Annotated in this window: 11 protein-coding genes; 10 read left to right on the forward strand and 1 reads right to left on the reverse strand. The window is 60.1% G+C overall.

Annotated elements, in window-relative coordinates; genetic code table 11:
• Positions 1 to 7 precede the first annotated feature (7 nt).
• The 9 genes from ACODTD_RS03045 to ACODTD_RS03085 all read left to right on the forward strand — a co-directional run bounded on the left by ACODTD_RS03045 (position 8) and on the right by ACODTD_RS03085 (position 10,318).
• Positions 8 to 712, forward strand: coding sequence for a WecB/TagA/CpsF family glycosyltransferase (locus tag ACODTD_RS03045; RefSeq protein WP_011334230.1), 705 nt, complete (start codon positions 8 to 10; stop codon positions 710 to 712).
• A 2-nt stretch (positions 713 to 714) separates the two neighbouring features.
• Complete coding sequence (locus tag ACODTD_RS03050) at positions 715 to 1,794, forward strand: glycosyltransferase (RefSeq protein WP_011334231.1); 1,080 nt, start codon at positions 715 to 717, stop codon at positions 1,792 to 1,794.
• Complete coding sequence (locus ACODTD_RS03055; protein WP_285355922.1) at positions 1,791 to 2,903, forward strand: glycosyltransferase; 1,113 nt, start codon at positions 1,791 to 1,793, stop codon at positions 2,901 to 2,903. The genes ACODTD_RS03050 and ACODTD_RS03055 overlap by 4 nt, the downstream gene beginning before the upstream one ends.
• Positions 2,900 to 4,213 (forward strand): O-antigen ligase family protein, encoded by a 1,314-nt coding sequence (locus tag ACODTD_RS03060; protein ID WP_489104406.1) that lies wholly within the window; start codon positions 2,900 to 2,902, stop codon positions 4,211 to 4,213. Before ACODTD_RS03055 ends, ACODTD_RS03060 begins: the two co-directional genes overlap by 4 nt.
• 16 nt (positions 4,214 to 4,229) lie before the next feature.
• Positions 4,230 to 5,183, forward strand: coding sequence for a glycosyltransferase family 2 protein (locus tag ACODTD_RS03065; protein WP_489104407.1), 954 nt, complete (start codon positions 4,230 to 4,232; stop codon positions 5,181 to 5,183).
• A gap of 13 nt (positions 5,184 to 5,196) precedes the next feature.
• Positions 5,197 to 6,615, forward strand: coding sequence for an oligosaccharide flippase family protein (locus ACODTD_RS03070; RefSeq protein WP_489104408.1), 1,419 nt, complete (start codon positions 5,197 to 5,199; stop codon positions 6,613 to 6,615).
• A 29-nt stretch (positions 6,616 to 6,644) separates the two neighbouring features.
• Positions 6,645 to 7,700 carry a UDP-glucose 4-epimerase GalE gene (galE, locus tag ACODTD_RS03075; RefSeq protein ID WP_489104409.1) on the forward strand — a complete coding sequence of 352 codons (1,056 nt, stop codon included), beginning with the start codon at positions 6,645 to 6,647 and terminating at the stop codon, positions 7,698 to 7,700.
• A 5-nt stretch (positions 7,701 to 7,705) separates the two neighbouring features.
• Complete coding sequence (locus ACODTD_RS03080; RefSeq protein ID WP_489104410.1) at positions 7,706 to 9,178, forward strand: family 16 glycosylhydrolase; 1,473 nt, start codon at positions 7,706 to 7,708, stop codon at positions 9,176 to 9,178.
• Positions 9,179 to 9,268: 90 nt separating this feature from the next.
• Positions 9,269 to 10,318 carry an acyltransferase family protein gene (locus ACODTD_RS03085; RefSeq protein WP_201818528.1) on the forward strand — a complete coding sequence of 350 codons (1,050 nt, stop codon included), beginning with the start codon at positions 9,269 to 9,271 and terminating at the stop codon, positions 10,316 to 10,318.
• Positions 10,319 to 10,427: 109 nt separating this feature from the next.
• Here ACODTD_RS03085 and ACODTD_RS03090 read toward each other — a convergent pair whose 3' ends face one another.
• Positions 10,428 to 11,336, reverse strand: a complete 909-nt coding sequence (locus ACODTD_RS03090; RefSeq protein ID WP_011334239.1) for a helix-turn-helix domain-containing protein — start codon at positions 11,334 to 11,336, stop codon at positions 10,428 to 10,430.
• 161 nt (positions 11,337 to 11,497) lie between these two features.
• Here ACODTD_RS03090 and ACODTD_RS03095 point away from each other — a divergent pair, with 161 nt between their 5' ends.
• The gene (locus ACODTD_RS03095; protein WP_041475556.1) at positions 11,498 to 12,856 is read left to right on the forward strand and encodes a glutamine synthetase family protein; all 1,359 of its coding nucleotides are present in this window, start codon (positions 11,498 to 11,500) and stop codon (positions 12,854 to 12,856) included.
• The last annotated feature ends 83 nt before the right edge of the window (positions 12,857 to 12,939 follow it).

A 12,939-nucleotide genomic window follows, 5' to 3' on the forward strand; every position in this document is an offset into this window, starting at 1 on the left:
CGGCGCCATGTTCAAACTGGAAATAGTCGGGCAGTACTCGGCGAAATTACTGGAGGCCAACCAGGCCTATTCCTTCATCAACTTTGCCTCGATCGGCAGTTTTTTCGAGCAAAATCCGAGCAGCGTTGCCTATTTTTGCGACGGCATGCTGATGTCAACCTTCATGTCTCGCATTACCGGCAGACCGATTGGTCGGGTCAGCTTCGACTTTACCTCGATAGCCGACGTCGTGCTGCGCAGCGCCGAGCAACAGGGCAAACGCGTCTATTTCGTCGGCGCTCGGCAAGCCGAGCTGGATCTGTTCATCAGCAAGATCAAGGCCCTTTATCCGCAACTGAGCATCGCCGGCTATCACAACGGCTATTTCGACGCTGCCCAGGCCGAAGACATTCGGTACGACATCTGTCGCAGCGCAGCGGACATTCTGATCGTCGGCCTGGGCGCCGGACGGCAAGAGCAGTTCGAGCAGGATGCCCTGCGCGCAGGCTTTCGCGGAGTCGCCTTCACCTGTGGCGGTTTCATCCGGCAAGAAGCCCTGGCGACGCGGCAGTACTACCCGGCGCTGATCAATCGTCTGCACCTGCGCGCGTTCTATCGCATGTACCGCGAGCCCCACACGATCAAACGCTACCTCATCGATTACCCGAGCAACTTCCTGCACCTGCTGAACATGATCGTTCGACACAAAGTCGCCATCAGCGTTGGGGAATGACCATGCACATCCTGTTTACTCTCAAGGATTTCAAGCCGGGCGGTGGCGTCGAGCGCGTTCAGCAGCGGCTGTCCGAGCAGTTTCTCAAGGACGGTCGGCGCGTGAGTTTTTTCGTCATGAACGCAGACATGCCCGACACCCGGGGCATTCAATGCTACAGCGGTGGCGGCAACGGCCTCCTCGGCCTGTTCAAGTCCATCGTTTTGCTGCGCCGGCTCATACGGCACGAAGGTGTCACCCATCTCATTTCCGCCAAGGAGCAGGCCAACCTCTGCACGTGGTTCGCCACCCTGGGCAGTGCCTGCAAAGTCATCTACAGCCGCCATGCGACCCTCGACTGCAGCGAACAGAAAACCGGCCCCTCAAGCCTGCGTCTGCTCTACGCCTTGTACCTGTGTGGCAGTGGCAAGGTGGTGACGGTTTCGTCGGCTTTGCGCCAGACCCTCGCCGATGCCGTGCCCTGGGGGCGGCAGCGCATTCGTTATTGCCCCAACGCGGTCGTCACCGATCAACTGTTTCAAGCCGCCCAGGCGCCCAGGCCGGCCGGATTGCCCCGCAACTACTGGCTGAGCCTGGGGCGTCTGGTCGAACCCAAGGGGTTTCATCTGCTGCTCGATGCCTACGCCTTGGCGCTGCGCAGCGCGGCGCTACCGGATCTGGTGATCGTCGGTGATGGCCCGTTGCGCGAAGCCTTGGTCACCCAGGCCAGGCAATTGGGTATCGCGCAACGGGTGCATTTCAGCGGTTTTATGAGCAATCCCTATCCCGTGCTCAGGCACGCCCGGCTGTTCATTCTGAGTTCCCTGCAAGAAGGCATGCCGACCGTGCTGATCGAGGCGTTGGCACTGGGCACGCCGGTGCTTGCGTGCGATTGCGAGACCGGGCCCAGAGAACTGCTGGACCACGGCCGACTCGGTCAACTGGTGATCGTCAACGACGTACAGGCACTGGCCGAGGGAATGCTGTGCAACCTGACCTCAGGTCATGCCGTCGCTCCCGGCGAAAAGGCGCTCACTGACACCCTGCGCCCGTACACCAGCCAGCACGCGGCGCAGGCGTACTACCAGGTCTGGAATCAATGAAAAAATTACTGATCATCCTCCACGACCTCAGCGCCGGCGGTGCTGAAAAAATGATGGCGCGCCTGGCCAAGGCGCTGGTGGATGCGGGCAATGACGTGACGTTGCTGATGCTCACCGGTGGCGGCACTCACGCAGCCCATCTAGACCCGCGCGTGAAAAAGGTTGAATTGCACAGCCCGCGCAGCGTCCGTGCGGTGCCGGCACTGACGCGATTCCTGCGTGACAATCGCTTTGACGCCCAGCTGGCGGCCCTCACCCACGTCAACGTGGTGGCGATCGTCGCGGCGGCACTGTCCGGTACGCTGGCCCGACTGCACGTCAGCGAGCGCAATGCCTTTTCCCATGACCGGCACGTGAACCCCGATTTCATGGTGCGCATGGCATATCGGGTGGCACCGCTGCTGTATCGGCTGATTCCCAATCCGGTGATCTGTGTTTCGCGCGGCGTCGCCCAGGATCTGGTCGATACCACCCTCGCCCGACGCCGGGACGTGACCATTGCCGACAACCCGGTGCTCGACAACGACTTTCGCGAGAAGACGCCGGGACTGCCCCGCCACCGCTGGCTGCTGGATAAGTCCGGCACAGTGATTGTCGCCGTGGGGCGCCTGGCGCCGCAAAAAGGTTTCGACACGCTGATCACAGCATTCGCCGCACTGCCGGATCGCGATGCCCGCCTGATCATTTTTGGCGAAGGCGCCCTCCGGGCCGAACTGCTTCAGCAGGCGAAACAGCTGGGGGTCGCGGAGCGCTTCGATCTGCCGGGCTATACCAACGATCCCCTGGTAGAAGTAGCCGCAGCCGATTGCTTCGTGTTGTCGTCGCGTTTCGAGGGCAGCCCAAACGCGCTGGTCGAGGCGTTATCCACCGGCACGCCGGTGGTGGCGACCCGCTGCCCCCATGGTCCGCAAGACATCCTCGTCGGCGGTCTGGTGGCGCCGCTGGTTGCTGTCGATGATCCGATCGCCCTGGCACAGGCCATCGTCGAGCAATTGTCCATACCGCGCGATCTGCAGCGTCAATCACGCCTCGATGCGGCCGCGCGATTCATGAGTGCCAGTGCAGTGCAGACCTACCTCAAAGCACTGGTTGGAGACCCGTCACCATGAGCCCCCTGACGATCCGCTATTCGACAATGCGCGACGCCTTCACCCTGTTCGGCATCCTGTTCTACATCCAGGTGATTACCTTTGTCCTCGGTCTGGGCAGTGCCGCGAGCTTCGGCGATATCAACAAAGACCTCGAAGGCAATGTCGCCAATCAGGTCTGCGGCCTCATCACGCTGCTGGTACCGTTGTTCTTTTTCATCCGCAACAAGGTATTCCTCAGCAAGACCTTTTATCGCAGCAACTTCTTCCTGCTGGTGTTCCTGCTCTGTGTCATCGCGTCAATCGGTTGGTCCCACGACCCGATGCTCAGCCTCAAGCGGTTCATCGCCCTGCTCGGGGTGGTGTTTTTTGCAGGCTTCATTGCCTATAACTACTCCCTTGAAAGAATCGCCTTCATGCTCGGCTGCGCCATCGGCATCGCGGCGCTGATCGGGTTGTTGCTCGCGGTGGTCATGCCTGAAGTGGCGTTTCTCTCCGGGGGCATTCGCGACGGCGCGTTCAAAGGTGTTTTCGCCGAAAAGAATGCCGGCGCCCGACTCAATGCGATCGCCATCATGCTGTTGCTGCCGATGATCCGGCAGCGCAATCGCTGGGCGCTCTTCTGTTCGTTCTTTTCGCTGGTCGCGATCCTGCTTGCCCAGTCAGCCACCGGCGTGGCGCTGATCATTTCCGGCACGATCAGCTACTGGTACTTCCTCACAATGATCCGTTTGGGGATCAATCGCTCGCAGCTGATGTTCCTCGGGTGCACCCTCCTTTACCTGCTGGTTTGCCTGTTTCTGTACAGCAACTTTGCGGTGCTGCTGGAAATGGCCGGGCGCGATCCGTCACTGACCGATCGGACCCTGATCTGGGAACTGCTCGCGCCTTTCATCGACAGCCAGTTACTCAAGGGCTACGGCTTCGGCGCCTTCTGGGCAAGTCCCGATGCCGATGCGTTCATCACCCGCTGGGGTTACATCGGTAACGCCCACAGTGGCTACATGGAGACCTTGCTCAACGGCGGCCTCATCCAGTTGACGGCGCTGGCATTGATGTTGGGTGAGGCACTGTTCAAGCAATACCGCGCGGTGACGGCGAATCAGGCCGCTCGATTTCGTGCCAGTGCGCTGGTCATCATCGGCCTGTTCGCCGTCACCAATTATGTGGCGTACGTGATCCCCAACTACCGCTCCGCCGAGTTTCTGGTGTTCTGCACCCTGGCCCTGACCTTCCGGCACCACCACGCGACCTCCCCCGAATCCTCACCGGCAGCGCTGCGTCAGCGTTCGTCGGGCAGCGCACTACCGCGCGATTCCGCCCGCGCGTAACCCAAGGAGAATCACCGTGCCAAACCAAGCTCCCCGTTCAGCAGATTCAGTGTGCGTCATCATTCCGATGTACAACGGCGCCGACAGCATCGAGCAGACACTGACGTCCCTGGCCCGGCAAACCCGACTGCCCGATCACGTCATCGTCATCGACGACGGATCCACCGATGACGGACCACAGCGGGTCAGAGACTTTGTCGCGCCGTTTCGCTTGACGCTGTTACAGCAACCCAACGAAGGCCAGGCCAGCGCCCGTAATCATGGGATGCGGCACTCCGAAGAAACGTTTGTGGCAATGCTCGATGCCGATGACCAATGGCATCCGCGAAAGCTGGAGTTACAGCTGGCACTGTATGACGAACTCACCCGCCAGGGCCGGCCGGTGGGGCTGATCGACTGCTATGCGCAGGTCAATTACAGCGATGGCAGACGTCAGCTGGACGACCGGTTGAAGAACGGCAGGCACTTCTACGATTTCATCCACGCCAATGTCGTCAATGGCGTCTCCACCGCGCTGGTCAAACGTGACGTGATCATGCAACTCGGCGGCTTCGATGCCAGCCTGCGCTATTCCGAAGACCGCTTCATGTGGACCCGGATCGCCGAGCACTGGGAGATCCACACGGTGCCGGAGGTGCTGCTGGAGCGCACGGTCAATGGCGGCAACATGACCGCGAATCCGAAAAAGTACTACCAGAACAAAATCCGCTTCATCGAGGTGTACCTCGCCCGCTACGGCGCGCAGTTGACCCGGCAGCAGCGGATCGATTTCGTGCTGGGTAATCACACCGATTTTCTCGAGGCGTTTTCCCGACGTGGCGAGCATGACCAGGTCCTCGGCGTGTACCGGCGAATGCTGGATTGCTCATGGCAAACGCTGATCTTCGCCAACGGCAAACCAACCTTGCGCTACCTCTATGCCCGCGCCAGAACCTTGCGCAAGGCTACGGCGTCAACCACCGCCCATTGATCCGGTACCCGCCATGGCCAACCACCGCCTGATGACATTGACCTGGATCTTCACCGAGAAATTCGGCCTGATCCTGCTGTCGATGATTACCTTCGTCGCCTACGCCAGGTTGCTGTCGCCAGCCGAGCTGGGTGTGGGCACGGTGATCATTGCCATCGTCGAACTGATCGGTCTGGTGTACTCGTCGGTGCTCGAAGACCCGCTGGTACGGCTTGAGCGGCTGGAAGACAAGCACATCAGCACAGCCTACTGGGCGGCGGTGCTCGTCAGCCTGGCGAGCATCGGCGTCATTTCGGGCGCGGTCATGCTGTACACCCCCGACCCGCTGCTGCAATGGATGACGGCGATAGCCTCGATAAAGATCCTGTTCACCATGATGGCGCGGGTCTATGTGGCGCAGATGCGCCGCAGCAGCAACTTCAGGATGCTGGCGTCGCGCACGCTGCTGGGCAAAGTGGCGGGCGGCGTCGGCGGGATTGCCGTTGCGCTTTGGGGGCTGGGTGCGTGGGCGGTCATTGCCCAGGCGCTGATCATGGAACTGGTGTCGATCATTGTGTTGATGCGCGCGGACCCGCGGCGCATCCCCTTTCACATCGACGGCCCGACCCTGCGCGAGTTGTTGAGGTCAGGCGCACCGGTTGCCGTCAACGCGCTGAGCTCGCAAACCCTGCAGCGCGGGGTCAATGTGGTTCTGGGCATCACCGCCGGCGCGAACGCGGTCGGCATGTTCAACATGGCGATGCGCATCATCGAACTGCCACGCACCGCGATCTACAACGGCCTGCTGAGCTATGCGCTGCCGGCGTTCTCCCGGCGCAGCGCAGAGCCCAGACGATTGATCGGGATCATTGGCGATTCAACCGCCGTCAGCGGTTTTCTGCTGACGCCGTTGTTCATCGGCATCGCACTCACGGCAAACGACCTGATCCTTTTGATATTCGGCGCCAAATGGGCTGAAGCCATTCCTCTGCTGCAAGTGCTGGCCTGCACGGCAGCCATCGGCAACACCGCCATGTACGCCACCACCGCACTGGTGGCGGTCAACCGCAGCCACCTCACGATCAAGGCCGAAGTGCTGACCACCGCTCTGGCCCTGGCGCTGGTCTACGCCCTGGGCAACCTGTATGGCGGCATGGCCGCAGCCGTCGCTCTGCTGGCGCGCATGCTGGTCATCACGCCGTTGCAAATCCGCGGCCTGAACACGGCGATCGGCTACAGCTGGCGCGGCTTTTTCGAAGCCAGTTACCGCAGCATGATCGCTTCCCTGGTCATGGCGGCAACCGTGCTGCTGGTGCTACCGCAGCTGGGTCTCCAGGGTTACCTGCATTTGATCGGCAGCGTCGTGCTCGGCGCACTGAGTTATGCCGTGGGTTACAGCGCCCTGCACCCGCACTGGCCACAGGAATTCAAATCGGTTTTCACCTCCCGCTGAGTTCAGCCCTGAGACAGGAAGGCCTCACCATGCGCAAAACCACGTTGATTACTGGCGGAGCCGGCTACATCGGCTCGCATACGGCTCTGGCCCTCATTAACGCCGGCCACAAGGTGCTGGTGCTCGACAACCTGTGCAACAGCTGTCGAGAGTGCATCCGGCGCCTCGAGCAACTGACCCTGACCCGCGTCGACTTCATCAAGGGCGATATTCGCGATCCGGTCCTGCTCGACGATATCTTCAGCCGGTACGACATCGAGGCCGTGGTGCACTTTGCCAGTCTCAAATCCGTCGAAGAAAGCGTGCGCAAGCCGCTGGACTACTACGCCAACAATGTTGCCGGTACGCTCGAACTGTGCCAGGCAATGGCCCGCAACAACGTTTTCCAACTGGTGTTCAGCTCATCGGCCACGGTGTACGGAGAACCGGCAAATACGCCGATTGCCGAGGATTTCGGCACCGGCAAACCGGTCAACCCCTATGGCCGCACCAAGCTGATGATCGAAGAGTTGCTGACGGATCTGTGCAACTCCGATCCGCGCTGGAGCATCGGGTTATTGCGTTACTTCAACCCGATCGGCGCCCACGAAAGCGGAATGATCGGCGAAGACCCGAGGGGCCGCCCCAACAACCTGTTGCCGTGCCTGACGCAGGTCGCCATAGGCCGGATACCCGAACTCACGGTGTACGGCAGCGACTATCCCACCGTCGACGGGACCTGCGTGCGCGACTACATCCACGTGGTCGACCTGGCCATCGGTCACCTCAAGGCACTGCAAGTGCTGCAGCACAACAACGGGATTCACTTCTGGAACCTCGGCACGGGCGTTGGCTACAGCGTGCTGCAGATCATCCACAGTTTCGAGGACATCACCGGCATCAGCATTCCCTACCGCTTCGCCCCTCGACGTCTCGGTGACATCGCCAAATGCTGGGCCGATCCGGGCAAGGCAGGACGCGAATTGGGCTGGAGCGCACAGCGCGGCCTGGAACAAATGATCACCGATACCTGGCGCTGGCAGTCGTGCAATCCGCAGGGGTATCAATCTTCATTCAAGATTCCGGCACCCGTTGCGGTGAAGTGATGCCGATGTTCAAGGAATGTCTGCTGGCCGTGCTGTTTTCGGTTGCGCTGCCAAGCAACGCAGCGCAGGCGCCTCCTGCGGTGCCGACCACCGGCCTCGTGTTGTGGCTGGACGCTGCCGACGCCTCGACGATGAGCCTGGATGCGCAGAACCGACTCCAGCGCTGGAGCGACAAATCAGGCAAGGCCAATGATGCGACCGTCGATGGCGCTTCTTCGCCGCCACAACGGATGGAGAACAGCCTCAATGGCCAGGCGGTGGTGCGCTTGAGCGGTAACTCGGGATTACTCGGCCGGACCCTGCGCACGGTTAAAGGATCGGCGACCGTACTGATCGTGTCCCGTCGGCTGCCGGAACAGGCCGGGGTCGATCCCTGGCAACGGTTGTTCAGTTCAAGGCCGCAGGCCGCCAGCAACGATAACGTGCTGCCGAATTTCGCCGTGAGCCTTGCGCAAACCGGTGCTTATGAGCCGACGGTTTCTGTCCTTGAGCTGCAGGACGTCCCACTGGGACCGTATGGCGTGGGGCGCAATGCCGTCGGCAATGCCGAAAACTTTCGCGGCGACATCGCCGAAGTCCTGGTGTATGACCGGCCGTTTGCCTCGCTCGCGGAGCGCCAGCGCGTATTTCGCTACCTGGCAGACAAGTGGTCCGTGGCCATGCCGGTTCAGGCCGATACCTGGACACGTGTCGGCCCGCTGGACGCTCTGCCATCCCACATCCATGCCGATCTGCCATTGTCCGATCAGGCCAATGCCGGCCGGTGGTTGCTCAACACCACGCTGTCCGACGAGTTCGATGGCACCACCCTCGACCGCACGCGCTGGCACGTCAACAATGCTATCGGGAACGAATCGCTGGGACGCAAGCCGGCGTTGTTCACCGAGCGCAATGCCAGCGTCAGCAACGGCTATCTGAAGATTGTCTTTCGCAAGGAAACCCTGCCGCCGAAATACGTGCAGCTAGGTTTCAAGAATTACACCTCGGCGATGGTTCGTACCCTCGAACGTGGCTTCTACGGCTATTACGAAACACGGGCCAAACCCATGAACTCTGCGGCTTCCAGCGCGTTCTGGCTGGCGTGGACAGGCATGGCCGACAACGCCACCGAAATCGATATCTTTGAAATCGGCGGCAAGACCAAAGAGGCGGCCTCGGACCGCGCCTACAACATGAACGCCCACCTCTGGGCCACGCCACAGAGCACCGAACATATCGCCGACGGCAGCACCTGGACCAGCCCCTGGCGGCTGGCTGGCGACTTTCATGTCTACGGCTTCGACTGGCAACCCGACACCCTGCGCTGGTACGTCGATGGCGTTCTGGTCAGGGAGTCGAAGAACAACCACTTTTTCTACCCCATGCAGATCGTCTTTGACAGTGAGGCCATGTGGAAATGGTTCGGTGTGGTCGACGATGCTGACCTGCCCTCCACGTTCGAAGTCGATTACATCCGCATGTGGCTACGCAGTCCTTGAGCACCCTACGCCGCTTTGGCCTTGAGTCGGATGTCATACGACACAGTCCTCAGTTTTCGATCCGCGCTGACGAGTCTGGAGCGCCTGTACATGAACAACCGGCGACTGAACGAGCTGGATTTGCTGCGCTTCCTTGCGGCGTTCGCCGTGGTGATTTTTCACTATGCATTTCGCGGGTATGCGAGGGGGGACATGTCCGTGATGCCCTACCCCATGCTGGCTGACGTAGCCAAATACGGTTATCTGGGCGTCGAGCTGTTTTTCATGATCAGCGGATTCGTGATCCTGATGACCGCTTCGAGCAACGACCTCAAAGCGTTCTTCATTTCCCGCGTCATTCGCCTCTGCCCGGCGTTCTGGGTGTGCTGCACGATCACTTTTCTCGTCACGCTGGCCATTGGGCAGCCGAGATTTTCGGCTGACCTTTATCAATACGTGATCAACCTGACATTTCTGGGCGACGTGATCGGTGTGCCACCCATAGACGGGGTCTACTGGTCGCTGTTCGTCGAGATAAAGTTCTACTTCATGATCGCCATTCTGTTGGCTTTCAAGAAAATAGAGAAAATAGAAACCTTCCTCGTACTCTGGCTGCTGATCTCGGCCGCAGCGGAAGTCTTTGCTTTCGAAAAGCTGCGCTCGGTACTGATCACCGACTACGCGGCCTATTTCATCGCCGGCGCGACGTTCTACATCATTTGGGACAAGGGTTTTACCAAGTCCCGTATTTCCCTGTTGGCCGCTGCGCAGGCATTGGCCAGCTTCAACGCGATCAAGTGGGCCGAATCGATCGAACTGAAATATTCGACCGAATACGATTCGTTGATCATCTGCGGTGTCATTGCCCTGTTTTTCATGACGTTTCTTTTTATCTCGACGCATAAAACGTCAGCCATCGGGAGGATCGACTGGACAGCGTTGGGCGCCCTGACGTACCCGCTTTACCTGCTGCATCAAATGATCGGTTTCATGATCTTCAATGTCGCTTATCCGGCCATGAATCCACACGTCCTGCTCTGGGGCACCATCGCTTTGATGATAGGTGCGTCCCATGTCATCCATAAAGAAATAGAAACCCCGATGGCCAGGCTGATGAAAAGATCCCTTTCGTCCTCCTTCAAGCGTCTCAGAGTTGGTTAGTCGGTAACGCAACAGGCTTGGCAATATCGGCAGATGAAAAAGGCGGGAGAGGCTTCGGTGAATACCGAAACCTCTCCCGCCTTTTTTTGTTTGTGGCGCAGAGCGCCCGTCACAAGGACGATGAACGCTTCAACGTCTCGCTCGGTAACTCCTTGAACAATGCTCGATAACTGCTTGAAAAACGGCCTAAATGCCAGAACGACCAATTCATCGCTACTTCCGCCACGGTGGTCTCCGCGGGTGAACGCTTGAGCAATTCGCGCCGCGCACTGTTGAGCCTGCGCAACCGCAGCCAGTGGCTCGGCGACATCCCCGTGTAAGCCTTGAAGGTCTGCTGCAACTGGCGCAGGGAAACCCCGGCGACCCGCGATAACTCAAGCAGATTGACGGTTTCTTCCGGCGAATCCGCTGCCCACTCGCCCACGCGTTTGAGGGTGATTCGCTCTTCGGCGCGCCGCTGCAAGCCACCGCCGTCCAGGCACACGCTCGCGTTGTCGAGGATGAACAGGCAGTCCTCCAGCAACTGTTGAGTCAGTGCTTCTTTGCTTGGCTGATCAAGGGTTTGCGACAACTTCGTGAGAGTGGAGCTTAACCAGCGGCTGAACAATCCATTCTGCGCGCCATTGAGCGGCGCCATGAACAGACCTTCCAGCCTGGCCACGTCCAGGCCATTGCGCTGGACGAAATCCGGGCCGAACACCACGGCGATTTCCTGGTAGTTCTCCGGGGTGATCCAGATGTTGCGGCTCTCTTCATTGAGCAGATAGAGCGCGTTGTCGCTGCGATCGAAACAGAACGCCAGCGCCCCTTCCGGCGCACTGAAATTCTGCTCGACCCGAGTGTTCATCTGTTCTTCGTAAACCTCCACACCCTGCAAATCCAGATAGCGGATCTGCCCGGCGAAATGCCCCGGCGACATCTGCTGGTAATGCTGAACCCAACCCGGCGTGGCGCGGATCTGTTCGGTGACATCGGCGGTGTTGAACGCTTGAACCTGAAGCGGATTGCACGTCGTCATGGGGAACCTTGCGCACTCTTTTGGTGCGCTTTGGTGCTGCTGAAAGTGGATAGATGGAACGGCAAGGCCCGCCCAAGATAGTCGTCAACGCGCCACAGGGGAAGCCTGCGAAAGATGAAATCGCGTTCCCCCGCGTCAACAAAACCAACGACGAGGTCTTTATGAATGCCCCTTTCGATCAGCTGTTCACGTGGCTGAAAGATCACAAGATTACCGAAGTGGAATGCGTGGTCAGCGACCTGACCGGCATCGCCCGCGGCAAGATCGCACCGACCAACAAGTTCCTGCATGAGCGAGGCATGCGCCTGCCGGAAAGTGTGCTGCTGCAAACGGTAACCGGGGATTTTGTCGACGACGACATCTACTACGACCTGCTCGACCCGGCCGACATCGACATGGTCTGCAAACCGGTGAGCGACGCGGTGTACGTGATCCCGTGGGCCATCGAGCCGACTGCCATCGTCATCCACGACACCTTCGACAAGTTCGGCAACCCGATCGAACTGTCGCCGCGCAACGTGCTGAAGAAAGTCCTGCAGCTGTACACCGACAAAGGCTGGAAGCCGATCGTGGCGCCGGAAATGGAGTTCTACCTGACCCAGCGCTGCGAAGACCCGGACTTACCGCTAAAGGCACCCCTGGGCCGCTCCGGTCGCGCCGAAAGCGGTCGGCAGTCGTTCTCCATCGACGCCGCCAACGAATTCGATCCATTGTTCGAAGACGTCTACGACTGGTGCGAACTGCAAGGCCTGGATCTGGACACGCTGATCCACGAAGACGGCCCGGCGCAGATGGAAATCAACTTCCGCCACGGCGACGCGCTCGATCTGGCCGACCAGATCACCGTGTTCAAGCGTACCCTGCGTGAAGCCGCCCTCAAGCACAACGTGACCGCGACTTTCATGGCCAAGCCGATCGGCGACGAGCCCGGCAGCGCCATGCACCTGCATCAGAGCGTGGTCGAGATCGCCAGCGGCCAGCCAATTTTCGCCAATGCCGACGGCAGCATGAGCGACCTGTTCCGCCATCACATCGGCGGCCTGCAGAAGTACATTCCGAAGGTGCTGCCGATGTTCGCGCCGAACGTGAACTCGTTCCGCCGCTTCCTGCCGGACACCTCGGCACCGGTCAACGTCGAATGGGGCGAAGAAAACCGCACCGTCGGCCTGCGGGTGCCAACCTCCGGGCCTGAGGCGATGCGGGTTGAGAACCGTCTGCCCGGCGCCGACGCCAACCCGTACCTGGCCATCGCCGCGAGCCTGCTGTGCGGCTACATCGGTATGGTCGAAGGCGTCGAACCGAGCGCCGCCGTCGAAGGCCGGGCTTACGAGCGCCGCAACCTGCGCCTGCCGATCACCATCGAAGAAGCCCTGACCCAGATGGAAGAGTGCGACACCGTCGCGCAATACCTGGGCAGCAAGTTCGTACGCGGCTACGTCGCGGTGAAACGCGCCGAGCACGAAAACTTCAAGCGCGTGATCAGTTCCTGGGAGCGGGAGTTCCTGTTGCTGAGCGTGTAACCAACACCCACGGCCCTGTGGGACCTGGCTTGCCAGTTCCCACAGGGGAACGTGCTCACCTGAAAAATCCAATAATTCGAAGA

This window comes from Pseudomonas sp. FG35, assembly GCF_057809295.1.

Bases quoted from the DNA above. Each gene is read 5' to 3' on its own strand.
- ACODTD_RS03045 (WP_011334230.1), top strand. From the start codon at position 8: ATGTTCAAACTGGAAATAGTCGGGCAGTACTCGGCGAAATTACTGGAG.
- ACODTD_RS03050 (WP_011334231.1), top strand. From the start codon at position 715: ATGCACATCCTGTTTACTCTCAAGGATTTCAAGCCGGGCGGTGGCGTC.
- ACODTD_RS03055 (WP_285355922.1), top strand. From the start codon at position 1,791: ATGAAAAAATTACTGATCATCCTCCACGACCTCAGCGCCGGCGGTGCT.
- ACODTD_RS03060 (WP_489104406.1), top strand. From the start codon at position 2,900: ATGAGCCCCCTGACGATCCGCTATTCGACAATGCGCGACGCCTTCACC.
- ACODTD_RS03070 (WP_489104408.1), top strand. From the start codon at position 5,197: ATGGCCAACCACCGCCTGATGACATTGACCTGGATCTTCACCGAGAAA.
- galE (WP_489104409.1), top strand. From the start codon at position 6,645: ATGCGCAAAACCACGTTGATTACTGGCGGAGCCGGCTACATCGGCTCG.
- ACODTD_RS03080 (WP_489104410.1), top strand. From the start codon at position 7,706: ATGTTCAAGGAATGTCTGCTGGCCGTGCTGTTTTCGGTTGCGCTGCCA.
- ACODTD_RS03085 (WP_201818528.1), top strand. From the start codon at position 9,269: ATGAACAACCGGCGACTGAACGAGCTGGATTTGCTGCGCTTCCTTGCG.
- ACODTD_RS03090 (WP_011334239.1), bottom strand. From the start codon at position 11,336: ATGACGACGTGCAATCCGCTTCAGGTTCAAGCGTTCAACACCGCCGAT.
- ACODTD_RS03095 (WP_041475556.1), top strand. From the start codon at position 11,498: ATGAATGCCCCTTTCGATCAGCTGTTCACGTGGCTGAAAGATCACAAG.